Here is a 16288-nt window from a genome sequence, read left to right on the forward strand (position 1 = left end):
CCGACGCGGACGTTCGCTACCGGAATCCGCTCAAGAGTACCGCCGTCCACTGCGCGGCGTCGCGGCGACGCCGCACCTCTATCGCTTCGACCCACTTTATCCACTGGAAGCCCCGGCGGTCCGGCGCGACCAGACGGAGCGGAAAGCCGTGGCCGTGGGTGAGTCGTTCGCCGCCGACGTGCGTCGCCAGTAGCATCTCGCGGGCCTCCGCTATCGGGAAGGACCACCGATAGCCCGTCACCGAGTGGACCGTCACCCACCGGGCGTCGTCGTCGGGGGCCGCCGCGTCGAGAACCGACCCGAGGCGGACGCCACGCCAGTCGCGTTCGGCGTACCATCCGCTGGTGCAGTCGAGGAGGACGCGCCGTTCGGCGTCGGGCGCGAGTTCGTCGGCCGACAGTTCCAGCGTCGAATCGGTCAGACCGCCGACGCGCAGACGCCACGACGCCTCGTCCACCGGGTCGGGGTCGTCGGCGACCCAACTGGTCACCGGGAACGAGGCGTTGCCGTCGCCCGTTTCCCCCTCGGGTTCGAGGCCGTCGCCCTCGACGGGTTTCGACCCGGTGAAGCGCCGCCGTCGTCCCGGCGTCTCCAACGCGACGGCGAGGAGTTCCTGAACGCGAAACAGGAGCGCACCCCCGACGAGAAGCGCGCCGTACCGGAGGGCGGTCCTGCGCCCCTCGAAGTCCGCCCGTCGGGGCGGCCGGTATCGGGTGACGAGGTGCGCGACGACGAGGGGCAGGAGGAGGAGTCCGAGTCCCACGTGGAGGTTCAGCAGGTTCCAGTACGCGAGGACGCGGGCGTTACCGCCGAGGACCCACCAGACACCGGTGGCGAGTGCGGCGACGGCTACCGTCGCGGTGAGAACCGAGAGTACCGTCGCCCGGTCCCACAGGCGGGCGTCGGTGACGCGATTTCTCACCCGGCGGAGTTTGAAGAACAACAGGAAGACGAACGCGACGCCCACGACGGAGTGGACGTAGAACACCGGCCAGTGGTCGGGGCGTCCGGCCCCGAGGCTGAGGACGCCGCTTCCGAACTCGACGAGGACGCACGCCAGTAGCGACCAGTCCACCAGTCGCGGCGGCGGTTCCGCGTCGGCGAGCGCCGACCGGAGTCGTGAGAGCACGTCTCGAAGATGGGGGCCGGAGCGGAATCAACTCGTCGGCGAGGAAGGTTCGCGGCGGCCGACACCGGCGCTTCGGTCAGTCGTCCGCGCGCGCGGCGTCGCCCGTCAGGTCCGCGGGAAGGTTCGTCTCCAGTCGGTCCCTGTCGTGCGGCGCGCCGAAGTCGATATCCGGGCCGACGGGGACGAGTCGCTTCGGGTTCAGGTCGCCGTGACTGCGGTAGTAGTGCCGGACGATGTGGTCGAAGTTGACCGTCTCCTCGATACCGGGGAGTTGGTACAGTTCCTTCGCGTAGTTCCAGAGGTTCGGGTACTCGTGGATGGGCCGGCGATTGCACTTGAAGTGCGTGTGGTAGACGTGGTCGAAGCGGACGAGGGTGGCGAACATCGCGACGTCGGCCTCCGTCAACACGTCGCCGACGAGGTATCGCTGTTCGTCTAAGACCGTCTCCCACCGGTCGAGGGCGTCGAACAGGTCGGAGACGGCCCGGTCGTACGCCTCTTGGGTCTCGGCGAACCCGGCGCGGTAGACGCCGTTGTTGATGGGTTCGTAGATTGCGTCCAAGGCGGTGTCCACCTCGTCGCGGTAGCCCTCGGGCCAGAGGTCCACGTCCCGCGTCGCGTGCGCCTCGAACTGCGTGTCGAGCATGCGCATGATCTCCCGGGACTCGTTGTTGACGATGGTCTCCGTCTCTTTGTCCCAGAGGACGGGCACGGTGACGCGTCCGGTGAACTCGGGGTCCGCGCGGGTGTAGATGTCGCGGAGGTACGGTTCGCCGTAGAGGGGGTCGGGGTACTCCTCGGAGAACTCCCACCCGTCGTCGATGCGGACGGGTTCGACGACGGACAAAGATATCGCCTCTTCCAGCCCTTTCAGGCGGCGCGTCATCGCCGCGCGGTGCGCCCACGGGCACGCCCGCGAGATGTACAGGTGGTAGCGCCCCGACTCCGCCGGGAACTCGGCGTCCGAGTCCGCCCGAACTCGGTCGCGGAACGACGTCTCCTGCCGGTCGAACTCGCCCTCCTCGTTCGTGGACTCGTAGGCGTCGATTCGCCACTCGCCGTCGACGAGCATGTTCACCGACGGCCACCTCCGCGGGTCGTACGTGTCGTCATGGCGCGACGTACGAACTCGACGGGGTAAACCGTTCGGCGGTCTGGCGACGGCCGCACAGGACGGAGCGAAAAGTCAGCGGAGAGCACAGTCGCGGAAATCCATCGGTTCAGTGACGTTTATGACCGATAATGAAGAATACGCCCATGTATCATGGTATCAATAGACATGGATACGGAAGACGGGCAACGGGAGGTACTCCGGCGCATGCTCACCATCCGGGCGTTCGACGACAAGGTGGGCGAACTGTTCGAGGACGGCGAACTGCCCGGGTTCGTCCACCTCTACATCGGCGAGGAGGCGGTCGGCGTGGGCGCGGCGGCGGCGTTGGAGGACGAGGACCTCATCGCCTCGACGCACCGGGGTCACGGCCACTGCATCGCCAAGGGACTCGACCCCGAGGGGATGATGGCCGAGGTGCACGGCAAACAGAAGGGCTACTGCAACGGCAAGGGCGGGTCGATGCACATCGCCGACGTGGACGCCGGGATGCTCGGCGCGAACGGCATCGTCGGCGCTGGCCCGCCGTTGGCGACGGGCGCGGCCCTCTCGGCGCAGATGCGCGACTCCGAGCAAGTGGCGCTTGCGTTCTTCGGCGACGGGGCCGTCGCGCAGGGGCAGGTCCACGAGGCCATCAACCTCGCGGCGACGTGGGACCTCCCGGCCGTCTTCCTCGTCGAGAACAACAAGTTCGGCGAGGGGACGCCCGTCGAGAAACAGCACAACATCGAACACCTCAGCGAGACGGCGGAGGCGTACGACATTCCGGGGTTCACCGTGGACGGGATGGACGTCGTCGCGGTGAACGAAGCGGTCAGGGAGGCCCGCGAACGCGCCGCGAACGGCGAGGGGCCGACGTTCATCGAGGCCGACACCTACCGCTTCCGCGGCCACTTCGAGGGCGACCACCAACCGTACCGCGACGAGGAGGACATCGGCGAGTGGCGCGAGGGCCGCGACCCGATACAGAACTTCAAGAACCGCCTGTTGGAGGCGGGCACCATCGACCAAGACGAGTTCGAGTCGATGCGCGAGGAGGCCAGAGAGCGGATAGACGAAGCCGTCGAGGCCGCACAGGCGGCCGACGACCCGGCCCCCCACGAGGCGTACGAGGACATGTTCTCGATGCACGTCCCGGACATCGACCGATTCGCGCGGTCCGCCGCGACGGACGGCGGGCGGAACCACGGAGGTGCCGACGACGAGTCGGCAGCACGTCAGACGCAGTCTGACGGAGGTGAGAGCCGATGAGCACCGAATCACGACCCGGCGACGGCGTAGACCAGACCGAGACGATGACGATGCGGGAGGCCATCAGGGCGGCCCTCCGCGAGGAGATGCAGGACGACGAAAACGTGTTCATCATGGGCGAGGACGTCGGCGAGTTCGGCGGCGTCTTCAGCGTGACGGACGGCCTCGTCGACGAGTTCGGCGAGGACCGCGTCCGCGACACGCCCATCAGCGAGGCCGGATTCACGGGCGCGGGCGTCGGCGCCGCCGCCACGGGGACGCGCCCCGTCGTCGAGATAATGTTCTCGGACTTCCTCGGCGTCGCCTCCGAGCAGATAATCAACCAGATGGCGAAGATGCGCTACATGTTCGGCGGGAAGACGGAGATGCCCATCACCGTCCGCACCACCGAGGGCGGCGGGATGGGCGCGGCCAGTCAACACTCCGGCACCCTCCACACGTGGTTCGCGCACTTCCCCGGACTCCTCGCCGTCGCGCCGGGCACGCCGCGGGCCGCCAAGGGCCTGCTCAAGTCGGCCATTCGCTCGGACGACCCGGTGTTCTTCTTCGAGAACAAGATGATATACGAACGGGAGGGCGAGGTGCCGGTGGATCCCAACTACACCGTTCCACTCGGGCAGGCGAGCGTCGAACGAGAGGGCGAGGACGTCACCGTCGTCGCCACCCAGCGCATGGTCGGCGAATCGCTGGACCTCGCCGAGGAGATGGCGGGACAGGCGAGCGTCGAGGTCATCGACCTCCAGTCGCTGTACCCCCTCGATACGGACACCTTGGTCGAGAGCGTCGAGAAGACCGGTCGCCTCGTCGTCGCCGACGAGAGCCCCCTCTCGTACGGCACGCACGCCGAATTGATGGCCCGCGTGATGGAGGACGGCTTCTACAGTCTCGACGCGCCGCCGATGCGCGTCGGCGTGGCCGACACCCACATCCCGTTCAGTCCGACCTTAGAGCAAGAGGTCGTCCCGTCCGCAGAGGACGTGCGAAGCGCGGTGGAGAAACTGGTGTAGCGTGACCGCCCGCGTCGGACTGGTCGTCAACCCCGCGGCGGGGCGCGACATCCGCCGCCTCACCGGCGGGGCGAGCGTCAGCAACAACTACGCCAAGCGCCGCACCGCCGAGTGCGTCCTCGCCGGCGTCGGCGTCGTCGAGGGCGCGGAGGTACTCGCGATGCCCGACGCCTCCGGCATCGCGGAGCGAATCCTCGATTCGGCCCCCGACGGCGTCGAGACGGGACTCCTCGACTTCGCACCGGCGGGCGGTCCCCGGGACACGCGCCGCGCGGCCGAACGCTTCCGAGAGGCGGCCGACGCGGTGGTCGTCCTCGGCGGCGACGGGACGAACCGCGACGCGGGGACGAGCGTCGGCGACGTGCCCCTCGTCTCCGTCTCGACGGGGACGAACAACGTCGTCCCGACGGCGGTGGACGGCACCGTCGCGGGGATGGCCGCCGCAGTCGTCGCCGACGGCGCGGCGGACGCGAAAGCGGTCAGTTACCGACACGGAACCGCAGTCGCCGAGGTGGACGGACGCACCGGCCGCGAGACGGTCACGGGCCTCGCCACCGTCGGCGTCGTGGACGAGGCGTTCGTCGGGACGCGCGCCCTATTGGACTCCGAGAGCCTCCTCGGGGGCGTCGCCTCCCGCGCCGCCCCCGGCGAGATAGGCGTCTCCGGCGCGGCGGGGGCCGTCCACCGCGTCGAACCCGACGAGTCCGGCGGCGTCGGAATCCGATTCGCGCCCGCGGGGGAGGCGTCGCGCCGCGTCCGCGCCGTCACCGTCCCCGGCGTCGTCTCCGAACTCGGCGTCGCGGAGTGCCGCCGACTCGACGCCGAGGAGTCGTTCGCCTTCGAGGTTGAGACGGCCGTCGTCAGCGCCGACGGCGAACGCGAACTGGAGGTCCGCGACGCCGAAATCGCGGTTCGTCCGGCGGACGACGGCCCGCGCATCGTGGACGTGGACGCCGCACTCGCCGCCGCCGCGGAGGAGGGGTTCTTCGTCGGAGAGTAGGCGGTCGGTTCCGCGTCAGGACGGCGTCGAAGCGTTCCGCACCTCGACGTCGCGTCGGGCGGCGACGTGACCGCGAATCGTCAGCCTCACCGGTCCGTCCTCGTAGGCAGTGTACGAGGTGTCGATGTCCACCGACGCCGTCGTCTCCTCGCCCGCGGCCACCTCGCGTTCGACGACGCGCGACTCGTCGTCGTCGGCTATCGCGTTCGTCGGCCAGTAGAGGGCCGCGAGGAACCGGCCGTCCGTCTCGGAGACGTTCCGCGCCGTCAGCGAGACGGAGAGGGTCTCCCCCTGCGACACCGACTCGGGAACCTCCAGAGAGACGAGTTCGAATCGCGGGGACGGCGCTTCGAGGCGGTCGGCCATCCGAGTCGGAAGCGGCCACTCCGAGTCGTCCGGGTCGTACCGAATCCGCGGATTCGACGCTGAGAGGGGAGAGGGCACCTCGAAAGCGAGGTACGACCGGTCGCTACCGCCGAAGTTCTTCCCCACCGGGCTACCTTCGTGACCCGCCACGGCGCGATTTATCGCCCCGACGGTGTCCGAGAGGCCCGGGTTCCACGAGTCCGAGTCGGTGCGGAAGGTGAAATCGGACTGCGAGAGGCCGTCGGGCGGTCGGACCGACGCGACGACGTACTGTCGCCCCTCGACGGCGAGGACGCCGCCGGACCCCATCATCGACTCGTACCTGACGGCTTTCCTGACGACGGCGTCATCGACGACGACGCCCGAGACGGGCGTCGAATCCGTCCCGTCGGGCGTTCCGTCCGTCGATTCGTCGGTCCCTCCGTCCGTCGATTGGTCGGTTCCGCCTCTAGACTGCAACGACGCGCGCGAGAGACACCCCGCGCTCCCGGAGGCGCAGAGTCCGCAGAGTGCGAGCATCCGTCGGCGGTTCATGCTCGTTCGTTTCACCGACCGGGTCAAGTACTTTCAGGAGACTCAAAGCGGCGTTTTTCCCTTCCGGCCGGCGCGCCGTCTCCGGGACGTGCGTTTTTGTCGCCGCCGTCCGTATCTCGGCGTATGCCCTCCACGTCCCTCGTCGAGTCGGTGTCGCGGGTCAAGGTCGTATCGAGTGCCGCAATCGGCCTCCTCGCGGCGGTGGCAATCGGCCTCGGTTACTTCCGTCCGTCCGCGCCCGTCGCCGTCGCACTCGCCTTCCTCTTGGCCGTCGCTGCCGTCGGCGGCCTGCGGCCGTTCGCCGATACGGTCGCGTACCAACTGCTTCTGACCGCCGCGTTCGCGGCCTTCGGACTGAGCGTCATCGTCACGGAGGGGAAGACTGTCCTTTCCGTCTTCTTCGCCATTCTCGGAGCCGTCGGCGTCCTCCACTACGGCCGTCGCGCGCTACGGTCCGGTCTCTGGACGCCCGTCTCCGGGTGACTCCGATTTCGCCTCCGTGCCGATCACGCCCGCCGCCAGTCTAGGGAGACCGGCAGGTCCTCGCGGAGGAGTTCGTTGACGTGGCAGGTTCGCTCACCGTTACGGACGATGCGTTCCACCCTCTCCTCGTCGGCGTCGGTGTCGAGCACCGCGGTTAGCGAGATGGACTCGACGGACCCCTCCGGCGGCGTCGCTTCCGCCTCGACGGTGACGTTCCGCACGTCCGCGTCGCGGATGTCCGCTTGGACGCCGATGCTCGCGGAGAGGCAGGCCGCCAGCGAACTGACGAACAGGTCCACGGGCGTCGGCGCGGTGCCGCCGCCGAACTCCTCGGTCACGTCGAAGTCGTACTCGAACGACCCCGCTTCGACGGTGCCCTTCAGGTCGGGGCCGACGGACGCCGTCGCCGTCGCTTCGGGGAGTTCTACGGATTCGGGTTCGGTCGCCTCCACCCCCTCTAAGAGGGGCCACGGGTCGTCGAGGTGGTCGGAGAGAGTGGCCATGAACCGCGCCGCGTCCGCCCCGTCCACGACGCGGTGGTCGAACGACAGGTCGAGGGGGAGCATCCGACGGACGGTGAAGTCGCTCCCCGACTCGTCCGGAACGACCCGTTCTTCGACGGCGTTGACGCCGAGGATGGCCACCTGCGGCGGGTTGATGACCGGGTCGAACGACTCCACCCCGAGGACGCCGAGATTCGAGACGGTGAACGTCCCCCCCGAGAGGTCGTCCATCGAGTAGTCGCCGTCGAGGACGCGTCGGGTCACCTCCCGGCGCGTCTCGGCGAGTTCCGAAAGCGAGAGCGAATCGACGCCGCGGACGACGGGTGCGAGCAACCCCTCCTCGACGTCGACGGCGACGCAGACGTTCTGCTCCTCGTGGAGGCGGTGGGTGTCGTCCCGGAAGGTGGCGTTGAACTCCGGATGCTCAGCGAGCGTCGCCGACAGCGCCTTCAGGAGGATATCCGTCAGCGACACGTCCGTCCCGAGTTGCTCTCCTGCGGCGTCCGCCGCCGCGAGGGCCGCCTCCGCGTTCGTCGTTCGGTGGACGGTGACGTGGACGGACTCGCGGTAGCTCTTCCCGAGTCTGTCGGCGATGGTGCGGCGCATCCCCGACAGTGTTCGCTCCTCGCTGACAGCCGGTTCGGCGGATTCGCCGGCCGCCGCCTCACCACCGGACTCCGCGGCCGCCTCGACGTCGTTCTCCGTGATTGCGCCGCCCGGACCGGACCCCTCGACGCGTCCGATATCGACGCCGAGTTCGTCGGCGCGCTTTCTCGCCCGGGGGCTGGCCTTCACGTCCTCCTCGTCGCCGGTGCCGCCGGATTCCGCCGCCGCCTTGACGTCCGCTTCCGTAATCGCGCCGTCGGGACCCGACCCCTCGACGCTCCCGACATCGACGCCGAGTTCGTCGGCGCGTCGCTTCGCCCGCGGACTGGCTTTCACGTCCGCCGCGGAACCCGAACCGGTGCCGCCGCCGGAGTCCGCGGCCGTCGCTCCCCTATCTCCGCCCGTCTCTGCGCCCGAATCCGCCGTCTCCGCCTCCTCCCCCGCGTCGGGTGCGCCCTCGACGGCCCCCGCCTCGAAGTCGGCCATCAGCGAGGAGATGTCCTCGTCGGCGCCGCCGACGATGCCGAGTGCGGCCCCCGGCGGGACGGACTCGCCCGCCTCGACGCCGACGTGCCTGAGGACGCCCGACTCCCGCGCGTCTATCTCCGCCGTCGTCTTCTCGGACTCTATCTCCGCGACGGGTTCGTCCGCCGTCACCTCCTCGCCCTCCTCCGCGAACCACTCCACGACCGTTCCGGAATCCATCTCCAGCCCTAACTTGGGCATCTTGACGACGTACGACATGGCGCGAACTACATCACGTCCAATGTTAAACAGTAGCACGCGACGTAAATCCTGAGAGTCGCAGCGAGCGACGAACCCCTACAGTTATAGTAGTGGGTAATACTACCTAGTGATATGTCCGGCAAGATGGCAGACTTCGACGGATTCGCGGACGTCAGCGAGGCACAGGTCACACGAGCGATAGCGACCGACTGGACCGAGGAGTTCCTCGACAGGATAGACACGGAGGTAATCGTCGTCGGCGGCGGGCCGTCGGGCCTCGTCGCGGCGAAGGAACTGGCCGAACGCGACGTGGACGTCACCATCGTCGAGAAGAACAACTACCTCGGCGGCGGGTTCTGGCTCGGCGGGTTCCTGATGAACAAGGTGACCGTCCGCGACCCGGCCCAAGAGGTACTCGACGAACTGGGCGTCCCCTACACCGAGAGCGAGGAGGCCGAGGGACTGTACGTCGCCGACGGGCCCCACGCCTGTTCCGGCCTCATCAAGGCCGCCTGCGACGCGGGCGCGACGGTCCAGAACATGACGGAGTTCACGGACATCGTCGTCCGCGACGGCCACCGCGTCGGCGGCGTCGTCCTCAACTGGACGCCCGTCCACGCCCTGCCGCGCGAACTGACGTGCGTGGACCCCGTCGCCGTCGAGTCGGACCTCGTTCTCGACGCGACGGGCCACGACGCCGTCGTCATCTCGAAACTCGCCGAACGCGGCGCACTCGACGCGCCGGGCATCGAACACGCCCAAGAGCACAACACCGGCATGGACCAGACCGACGAGGGCGAGTACGGCGCGCCCGGCCACGACTCGCCCGGCCACGACTCCATGTGGGTCGGAAAGAGCGAGGACCAAGTGGTCGAACACACCGGCGTCGTCCACCCGGGCGTCGTCGCCTCCGGGATGGCCGTCGCCACCGCCCACGGCCTCCCGCGGATGGGACCGACGTTCGGCGCGATGCTCCTCTCGGGCAAGCGCGCGGCGCAGTCCTGCCTCGACGAACTCGGCCGCGACGCCCCGGCCGTGGAGTACGGCGCGACGCCCTCGCCCGCCGACGACTGAACGTCGCGCCCGCCGCCGAGCGAGAACCGTCCCGCTGACGAACGTGCCGGCCCTCTTCTCGCTTTTCGGTTACCCGCTCCCGTCGCCGACGGCGTCCGCCCGAACCGTCCCGCCGCGAACCCGCGCGAATCCGAGTGCGCGAACGTCGCGCCGGACGCCGGTACAGAGGCGTTCGAGTTCCGAGTGGGCGGCGACGAGTCGTTCGTCTAAGAGCGCCGCGGGCGACTCCGTCCACCGACCCCCGCCGGGCGGCGTGGTGGCGCGGACGAGACCCGCGAAGACGGCGTTCAGCGGTCGTCCGAGGGGGGACGTGCTCCGGCCCAAATCGCCCAGTGCGAGTCGCCCGCCGGGACCGACGACGTCCGCCCACGTCCGCACGGCGGCGGCGGGGTCCGCGAGCATCCCGGAGACGAACGTCGCGAGAACCGCGTCCGCCTCGCGGAGGGGCGGGCGCGTCGCGTCGCCGCGGACGGCGTGGACGTTCTCCCACCCCTCGCGTTCGATTCTGTCGCGGGCGACGTCGAGGACGCCCGGCGTGAAGTCCACGCCGACGACGGTACCCGACGGGGCGACGCGTTCGCGGAGGTGCGGGAAGTTCGCGCCGGTGCCGCACCCCATCTCGACGACCGTATCGCCCGGTTGCGGGTCGAGGGCGGCGACGACGCTCTCGCGGAGGTCGGTGACGCCCGGCGTCCGTCGGGCGACGAGGTCGTACACCGTCGCGTACCGCGAGTAGAACGCCTGCGTCGCGGCGGTTCCGTCGGTCATGGGAGAAGGGTTCGGAGGGACCGGCCGGTCAGTTCAAGAGCGTGTCGCGGACGGTCCGTGCGACCGTGTGTGCGTCCGGGCCGAGGATGTACGTTATGGCCTCGATGCCGTAGCCGCCGGTCTGATAGAGGACGAACGTCTCCGTCAGGTCGTCGCGGCCCGCCACCTCGTCGGCGATGGGGTTCGAGTCCGCGTCGGGGTCGAACTCGATTGCGGTGTGGCCGGCGTCGGCCAACGCCGAGACGATGTCGTCGTCGTAGCGGACGTTCAAGGCGGCGTTGGCGTCCGCGCCGCCGCGGCGGGCGTCGAGGAGGACCGACGCGACGTACTCGCTGACGCCGAATTCGGGGTCGCCCGGAACCGTGGCGCGGCCCTTCACGTCGAAGATCCGGCCCGGAACGGCGGCGACGTCTTCGATGCCCGCCGCGTCGGGGAGACACTCCGCGAGGTTCGACCCGACGTTGGGGATGAGTCCGGCGAATCCGCTCGCGTTCGTCAGGGTGCGCAGGCCGCGGCGGACCGACGACCGGACGCGTTCGGCGTTTCGGAGGCCGCTGTCGGGGTCGTGGACGCTCAGGTCGCCGTCGTACTCGGCGAGGCCCGGCATCTCCGCTTCGTGCATCGACGCCAGCAGGTCGCCCTGTTCGAGGCGGCGGATGAGCACCTCCGCCTCGACGAGGGCCTGCACCGGCGTCATATCGCCCGTCGCGAGTCCCTCGCCGATTCGGTCCACGAGTTCGACGACCCGTTCGTCCTCGAGGAACGCCTCGCGGCGACTCACCTCGCCGTGGGCGTACTTCGAGACGGCGCTTTGGCTGATTCCGAGGGCGTCGGCCACCTCCCGTTGGGTGAGTCCGCGTTCGCGGAGGTCCTCCGCGAGCATCGACCGGAACGTCGGGAGGAACTCCTCGACGACTATCTCCTCGACGAACCTCATCGGTCCTCCTCCGCGTCGCGTTCGCGCGCGTCGACGAACTCGGGGTCGTCGCCGATTCGGGAGGCCTGCGGTCCCGCCTGGTTCTGGTACTTCGAGCCGCGTTCGGACCCGTACGGCCGGTCTGCCGGCCGTTTCAGTTCCGTAAAGACGAGTTGGGAGACGCGCATCCCCGGCGTCAGGGCGACGGGCGCAGTGCCGAGATTCGACAGTTCGAGCGTTATCTGTCCCTCGTAACCGGGGTCGACGATGCCCGCGGTTGCGTGGATGACGATGGCCAGACGGCCGAGCGACGACCGGCCCTCGACGGTCGCGAGCAGGTCGTCCGGAATCTCGACTCGCTCTTTGGTCGTCCCGAGGACGAAGTCGCCGGGGTGGAGGATGAACTCCTCGCCCTCCTCGACGTACGTCTCGGTGACGTACTTGCTCACCTCGTCCTCCCGGTTGGGGTGGATACAGGAGATGTTCGTCCGCTGGAACTCCAGGAACTCCGAGCCGAGGCGCAGGTCGATGCTCGCGGGTTGGACCTGCATGTCGATGTCGTCTATGGGGTCCACCACGAGGTCGCCCGCCCCCAACCGTTCGAGGATGTCCGCGTCGGAGAGTATCATACGGAGTACGCGCGTCGGTGGGGGGTAAAATCTCTCGATTCCGCCCGTTACTGCGCTCGCCTTCGGCTCCCTGGTGAAGGCCGGATCAAAAACACTCCTCCCTCGCTTCGTGCGACGAAGCCGCCTTCCGTTCGGTCGTCAGCCAGCGCGCTTGAACGGGCGACCTACCGAGTCCTTCTGACCACTCGGTCGCCGGACGTTACGAGTCGGTACGCCGCGAGTGCTGTTCCCGTGCGGGCACCTGCACACTCCTTCGCGTCCATATCTCCCCCAATATCTGTCGTGGGACAATCACGCGAGCGAACGGAGTGAGCGAGCGGCTTTTTTGGTCCAGCTTTTTTGCCCGAGCGGTGAGCGAAGCGAACCCGAGGGCGAAAAAAGGTGGGAGGGGAAGCACCTTTAGTCGGCGGCCGCCGATTCGGGAGTATGAAACAGGCCATCGTCGCCCGCGCGGACCTCGGCATGGGCCGCGGGAAACTCGCCGCCCAAGTCGCGCACGCGTCGCTTTCGGCGTACGAGGACACCGACGACCGGACGCGCTCTCAGTGGAAGGGAAGCGGTCAGAAGAAGATAGTCCTGAAGGCCAACGGCGAGTCGAAACTCTTCGAACTCGCGGACGCCGCCGAACGGGAGGGTCTCCCCCACGCGATAATTCGCGACGCCGGACACACGCAACTGGACTCCGGAACGGTCACCGCACTCGCCGTCGGACCGGGCCCGGAGGACGCGGTGAACCGCGTGACGGGCGACCTCTCCCTGTACTGATATCGTCGCTTTCACATCGAGTCGGCCACATTGCTTACCCGACAGAAGATTCCATACCGAACGATGAAAGAGTTCGCCGCGTCTAACCCGGACGAGACGCTTCTCGACGTGCTGGAGAACGTCAACGACGTCATCACCGTTCGGGACGCCGAGACCGGCGAGACTCTCGCCGTCGGCGGGGGCGTCGAGGAGATGTACGGCTACACCCCCGAGGAGTTCAAATCCCGTCGCATCGAGGAGTACAGCGCCGACAGCGACACGTACGGCCGCGACGAAGTCGAACGTCGATTCGACGAGGCGCGACGGGAGGGGGAGGCCACGTTCGAGTGGAAGGCGAAGGCGAGAGACGGGACCGAGTTCTGGACGGAGGTGAACCTCTCGCGGACGGAGATAGGCGACCGCGACTGCCTCCTGAGCGTCATCCGCGACATCGACGATCGAAAGGAGAAGGAAAACGAGTTAGAGCGGTACAAGCGACTCGTCTCCCTCGTCTCCGACCCGGTGTTCACCATCGACGCCGACGACCGCATCGACTTCGTCAACGACGCCGCCGTCTCGTTCAGCGGGTACTCCCGCGAGGAACTGCAGGGGGCGGATCCGAGTCGCCTCGTCGAGTCGGAGGACGAAGACGGGTTCGAGAAGATTCACCGACTGGTGGACGGCCCCGAGGACTCCGTCAGACTCGAAGGGACCGTCGAACGCCCGGACGGGAGCACCCGGATCATCGAGTCGAACATCGCGCCCCTCCCGAGCGACGACGGGGAGTACAGCGGCGCCGTCGGCGTCGCGCGCGACATCACGGCGCGGAAGGAACGGGAGGAACACCTCGAACGGTTCGCGAGCGTCCTCTCGCACGACCTCAGAAACCCGCTGAACGCCGCGCAGGCGCAGGCGACGCTCCTCCGGGAGGCCGAGGGAGTCGAGAGCGACTACCTCGACACGCTCGATAGGCTCCACGACCGGATGGCCGACATCGTAGACGACGTGTTGACGCTGGCCCGCGAGGGGACGACGGTCGATGACCCCGAACCGGTCGAACTGCGGCGGGCCGTCGAGAAGGCGTGGGAGTCGACGCCGTCCGACGAGGGAACCGTTCTCGTCGACGACGACCTCGGCACCGTCCGAGGCGACCCCCGGCGCGTCCGCCGCCTCTTCGAGAACCTCCTCGACAACGCCGTCACCCACGCCGGGCCCGACGTGACCGTCCGCGTGGAACCCCTCCCGGACGGGTTCGCCGTCGCCGACGACGGACCGGGCATCCCGCCGGAGGAACGGGACAACGTCTTCGAGTACGGCTACTCGACCGCCGAACGCGGGACCGGATTCGGGCTGAACATCGTCGCCGAGATAGCGAAGGCCCACGGGTGGACGGTCTCACTCGGCGACGGCGACGCCGAGGGCGCGCGGTTCGAGGTGACCGGCGTTTCCGGGTGACGGCGCGGCAGGGACGCCACGGTTATGTATCGGCCGCGGCGAACGTCTACGACAGTACGATGACCGAGGACCGACCGACCGTCCTCGTCGTCGAGGACGAGGAGACGGTCGTCGAAGCGTACGCGCTGTGGCTCTCCGAGACCGCGAACGTCCGAACCGCGACCGGCGGCAAGGAGGCCCTCGAACTCGTCGACGACGACGTGGACGCGGTGCTCTTAGACCGGCGGATGCCGGACCTCTCGGGCGACGAGACGCTGGCTGAGATGCGCGAACGCGGCCACGACTGCCGCGTCGCGATGGTCACGGCGGTGGACCCCGACGTGGAGGCGACGGAGGAGTCGTTCGACACCTACCTGACGAAACCCGTGACAAGAGAGGAGATAGTAGACACCGTCGAGGAACTCCTCGAACTGGCGCGCGAGGACGCCGAGGGGTAGGCCGTTCACTTTTTCGAGGGCTCACTTCTTCGAGGGCTCGTTTCGCTCACCCTCGCACGAACCGGAGGGGCCTTGTCGGTCCGGGCGGAAGGTGCCACGACCGGACCTGCCGGGGAGACACAGATGCGAGAGGCACACCCACTCGAACGGCGCGTCGGTATCGAACGGTACGTGAGCGACGCCGCGGGGACGGGCGGCCGTCTCCGGGCGTCGCCCGAGGATTTCAGGGTCCGCGAACTGGAAGGGATGGACCCCGAACCCGCGGATTCTGACCCCGGCGACTACCCCCACCTCCTCCTTCGGGTCACCCTGCGCGGGTGGGACACGAACGACTACGCGCGCCGCCTCTCGGACGCCCTCGGCGTCAGCAGGGAACGCGTCGCGTGGGCCGGAACGAAGGACAAACACGCGGTCACGACGCAGTTGTTCACCGTCCGCGACGTGGCCCCGGACGAGATTCCCGAGGTGCGAGACGCCGACGCGGAGGTGCTCGGACGGGTCGGGCGCGACCTCGGATTCGGCGACTTGGCGGGCAACGCCTTCGAGATTCGCGTGACGGACGTCGACCGCCCGGAGAACGCGGCGGCCGTCACCGCCGAACTCGCGTCGTTCCTCGCCGACGCGGGCGGCGACGCGGAGGCCGACGAGGGCGGCGACGCGGAGGCCGACGCGGGCGAGAACGACGATCCCTCGTCGTACCCCGCCGAGGTGGCCGTCCCCAACTACTTCGGCCACCAGCGATTCGGCAGTCGTCGCCCCGTGACGCACGAAGTCGGCCTGCGCGTCGTCCGCGGCGAGTGGCGCGAGGCCGTGCTGACGTACGCCGGCAACCCGTTCGACGCGGAACCGGAGGGAACGCAGGCGGCGCGGCGGTTCGTGGACGAGCAGGCCGACTCGGCCGACCCCGACTGGGCCGCCGCCGTAGAGCGGATGCCGAACCGCCTGCGGTACGAACGGTCGATGCTCCACCGCCTCGCCCAAGACGGCGCGGAGACGGACGACGACTGGCGGCACGCCCTCGAAGCCGTCCCGCGGAACCTCCAGCGACTGTTCGTCAACGCCGCCCAGTCGTACGCGTTCAACAGGATACTGAGCGAACGCCTCGAACGCGGGATGCCCCTCACCCGCCCCGTCGAGGGCGACGTGGTGTGTTTCTCCGACCGCGACGCGCCGGAGGGCCTCTACCGACCGGACACCGACCGCACGCAGGTCGCCACCGGTCGCCGGGTGGACGTGATGGCGCGGCACTGCGAACGCGGGCGGGCGTTCGTCACCGCACCCCTCGTCGGCACCGAAACGGAGTTCGCCGAGGGCGAACCGGGGGAGGTCGAACGCGGCGTGATGGACGAGTTGGGCCTCGAACCCGCGGACTTCGACCTGCCCGGCGAGTTCGACTCCTCGGGAACGCGGCGGGCCGTCCTCCTCCGGACCGAGGTAGACGTCGAAACGGAGTCCGACGCGTACACCCTCTCCTTTTCGCTCCCCTCGGGGTCGTACGCGACGGTGCTCCTGCGGGAGTACCTGAAGACGAGTCCGCGAGAGCAGTGAG

General features: G+C 68.8%; 16 protein-coding genes. 9 read left to right on the top strand and 7 right to left on the bottom strand.

Annotated features, from left to right (window positions below):
- Positions 1-16 precede the first annotated feature (16 nt).
- Both BLS11_RS11540 and BLS11_RS11545 read right to left on the bottom strand, forming a co-directional pair.
- The gene (locus tag BLS11_RS11540; RefSeq protein ID WP_245698883.1) at positions 17-1129 is read right to left on the bottom strand and encodes a molybdopterin-dependent oxidoreductase; all 1113 of its coding nucleotides are present in this window, start codon (positions 1127-1129) and stop codon (positions 17-19) included.
- A gap of 76 nt (positions 1130-1205) precedes the next feature.
- The gene (locus tag BLS11_RS11545; RefSeq protein ID WP_092537610.1) at positions 1206-2207 is read right to left on the bottom strand and encodes a glutathione S-transferase family protein; all 1002 of its coding nucleotides are present in this window, start codon (positions 2205-2207) and stop codon (positions 1206-1208) included.
- Between the two features lie 186 nt (positions 2208-2393).
- Here BLS11_RS11545 and BLS11_RS11550 point away from each other — a divergent pair, with 186 nt between their 5' ends.
- Genes BLS11_RS11550 through BLS11_RS11560 form a run of 3 tightly spaced genes read left to right on the top strand, consistent with a single transcriptional unit; the run spans position 2394 to position 5498 of the window.
- The gene (locus BLS11_RS11550; RefSeq protein ID WP_092537612.1) at positions 2394-3491 is read left to right on the top strand and encodes a thiamine pyrophosphate-dependent dehydrogenase E1 component subunit alpha; all 1098 of its coding nucleotides are present in this window, start codon (positions 2394-2396) and stop codon (positions 3489-3491) included.
- Entirely contained in the window at positions 3488-4498 is a 1011-nt protein-coding gene (locus tag BLS11_RS11555; RefSeq protein ID WP_092537614.1) for an alpha-ketoacid dehydrogenase subunit beta, read from the top strand. The genes BLS11_RS11550 and BLS11_RS11555 overlap by 4 nt, the downstream gene beginning before the upstream one ends.
- Position 4499: 1 nt before the next feature.
- Positions 4500-5498, top strand: coding sequence for an NAD(+)/NADH kinase (locus BLS11_RS11560; RefSeq protein ID WP_092537616.1), 999 nt, complete (start codon positions 4500-4502; stop codon positions 5496-5498).
- Between the two features lie 15 nt (positions 5499-5513).
- Here BLS11_RS11560 and BLS11_RS11565 read toward each other — a convergent pair whose 3' ends face one another.
- Positions 5514-6398: a hypothetical protein gene (locus BLS11_RS11565; protein ID WP_092537618.1), complete on the bottom strand. Its 885-nt coding sequence runs from the start codon at positions 6396-6398 to the stop codon at positions 5514-5516.
- A 123-nt stretch (positions 6399-6521) separates the two neighbouring features.
- On the opposite strand from BLS11_RS11565, the gene BLS11_RS11570 reads away from it, so the two are divergent.
- Positions 6522-6881 carry a hypothetical protein gene (locus BLS11_RS11570; protein ID WP_092537620.1) on the top strand — a complete coding sequence of 120 codons (360 nt, stop codon included), beginning with the start codon at positions 6522-6524 and terminating at the stop codon, positions 6879-6881.
- A gap of 23 nt (positions 6882-6904) precedes the next feature.
- Here the strand turns inward: BLS11_RS11570 and BLS11_RS11575 are convergent, their stop codons facing one another.
- On the bottom strand, positions 6905-8734 hold the full coding sequence (locus BLS11_RS11575; protein ID WP_092537622.1) for a 2-oxo acid dehydrogenase subunit E2: 1830 nt from the start codon (positions 8732-8734) through the stop codon (positions 6905-6907).
- A gap of 126 nt (positions 8735-8860) precedes the next feature.
- Between BLS11_RS11575 and BLS11_RS11580 the strand changes: the two genes are divergently transcribed.
- Positions 8861-9790 carry a sulfide-dependent adenosine diphosphate thiazole synthase gene (locus BLS11_RS11580; RefSeq protein WP_092538586.1) on the top strand — a complete coding sequence of 310 codons (930 nt, stop codon included), beginning with the start codon at positions 8861-8863 and terminating at the stop codon, positions 9788-9790.
- Between the two features lie 69 nt (positions 9791-9859).
- On the opposite strand, the gene BLS11_RS11585 is transcribed toward BLS11_RS11580, so the two are convergent.
- Genes BLS11_RS11585 through dcd form a run of 3 tightly spaced genes read right to left on the bottom strand, consistent with a single transcriptional unit; the run spans position 9860 to position 12103 of the window.
- The gene (locus BLS11_RS11585) at positions 9860-10558 is read right to left on the bottom strand and encodes a class I SAM-dependent methyltransferase (RefSeq protein ID WP_092537624.1); all 699 of its coding nucleotides are present in this window, start codon (positions 10556-10558) and stop codon (positions 9860-9862) included.
- A 28-nt stretch (positions 10559-10586) separates the two neighbouring features.
- Complete coding sequence (locus BLS11_RS11590; RefSeq protein WP_092537626.1) at positions 10587-11495, bottom strand: thiamine-phosphate synthase family protein; 909 nt, start codon at positions 11493-11495, stop codon at positions 10587-10589.
- Entirely contained in the window at positions 11492-12103 is a 612-nt protein-coding gene (gene dcd, locus BLS11_RS11595) for a dCTP deaminase (RefSeq protein WP_092537628.1), read from the bottom strand. Before dcd ends, BLS11_RS11590 begins: the two co-directional genes overlap by 4 nt.
- A gap of 426 nt (positions 12104-12529) precedes the next feature.
- Here dcd and pth2 point away from each other — a divergent pair, with 426 nt between their 5' ends.
- The 4 genes from pth2 (at position 12530) to truD (ending at position 16287) form a co-directional block, all read left to right on the top strand.
- Positions 12530-12868, top strand: coding sequence for a peptidyl-tRNA hydrolase Pth2 (gene pth2 / locus BLS11_RS11600; RefSeq protein ID WP_092537630.1), 339 nt, complete (start codon positions 12530-12532; stop codon positions 12866-12868).
- A gap of 63 nt (positions 12869-12931) precedes the next feature.
- A complete protein-coding gene (locus BLS11_RS11605; RefSeq protein ID WP_092537632.1) occupies positions 12932-14302 on the top strand; it encodes a sensor histidine kinase in 1371 nt (456 codons plus the stop codon).
- 59 nt (positions 14303-14361) lie between these two features.
- Positions 14362-14739, top strand: a complete 378-nt coding sequence (locus tag BLS11_RS11610; RefSeq protein WP_092537634.1) for a response regulator — start codon at positions 14362-14364, stop codon at positions 14737-14739.
- Between the two features lie 123 nt (positions 14740-14862).
- Positions 14863-16287 carry a tRNA pseudouridine(13) synthase TruD gene (gene truD, locus BLS11_RS11615; RefSeq protein WP_092537636.1) on the top strand — a complete coding sequence of 475 codons (1425 nt, stop codon included), beginning with the start codon at positions 14863-14865 and terminating at the stop codon, positions 16285-16287.
- Position 16288 lies beyond the last annotated feature (1 nt).

This window comes from Halopelagius longus (assembly GCF_900100875.1).
Lineage (GTDB): Archaea > Halobacteriota > Halobacteria > Halobacteriales > Haloferacaceae > Halopelagius > Halopelagius longus.

What these genes read in the sequence shown, in the direction of transcription:
- dcd (WP_092537628.1), bottom strand. Translation starts at nt 12,103, where the DNA reads ATGATACTCTCCGACGCGGACATCCTCGAACGGTTGGGGGCGGGCGAC.
- BLS11_RS11565 (WP_092537618.1), bottom strand. Translation starts at nt 6,398, where the DNA reads ATGAACCGCCGACGGATGCTCGCACTCTGCGGACTCTGCGCCTCCGGG.
- BLS11_RS11590 (WP_092537626.1), bottom strand. Translation starts at nt 11,495, where the DNA reads ATGAGGTTCGTCGAGGAGATAGTCGTCGAGGAGTTCCTCCCGACGTTC.
- truD (WP_092537636.1), top strand. Translation starts at nt 14,863, where the DNA reads ATGCGAGAGGCACACCCACTCGAACGGCGCGTCGGTATCGAACGGTAC.
- BLS11_RS11570 (WP_092537620.1), top strand. Translation starts at nt 6,522, where the DNA reads ATGCCCTCCACGTCCCTCGTCGAGTCGGTGTCGCGGGTCAAGGTCGTA.
- BLS11_RS11610 (WP_092537634.1), top strand. Translation starts at nt 14,362, where the DNA reads ATGACCGAGGACCGACCGACCGTCCTCGTCGTCGAGGACGAGGAGACG.
- BLS11_RS11605 (WP_092537632.1), top strand. Translation starts at nt 12,932, where the DNA reads ATGAAAGAGTTCGCCGCGTCTAACCCGGACGAGACGCTTCTCGACGTG.
- BLS11_RS11580 (WP_092538586.1), top strand. Translation starts at nt 8,861, where the DNA reads ATGGCAGACTTCGACGGATTCGCGGACGTCAGCGAGGCACAGGTCACA.
- BLS11_RS11550 (WP_092537612.1), top strand. Translation starts at nt 2,394, where the DNA reads ATGGTATCAATAGACATGGATACGGAAGACGGGCAACGGGAGGTACTC.
- BLS11_RS11585 (WP_092537624.1), bottom strand. Translation starts at nt 10,558, where the DNA reads ATGACCGACGGAACCGCCGCGACGCAGGCGTTCTACTCGCGGTACGCG.
- BLS11_RS11555 (WP_092537614.1), top strand. Translation starts at nt 3,488, where the DNA reads ATGAGCACCGAATCACGACCCGGCGACGGCGTAGACCAGACCGAGACG.
- pth2 (WP_092537630.1), top strand. Translation starts at nt 12,530, where the DNA reads ATGAAACAGGCCATCGTCGCCCGCGCGGACCTCGGCATGGGCCGCGGG.
- BLS11_RS11575 (WP_092537622.1), bottom strand. Translation starts at nt 8,734, where the DNA reads ATGTCGTACGTCGTCAAGATGCCCAAGTTAGGGCTGGAGATGGATTCC.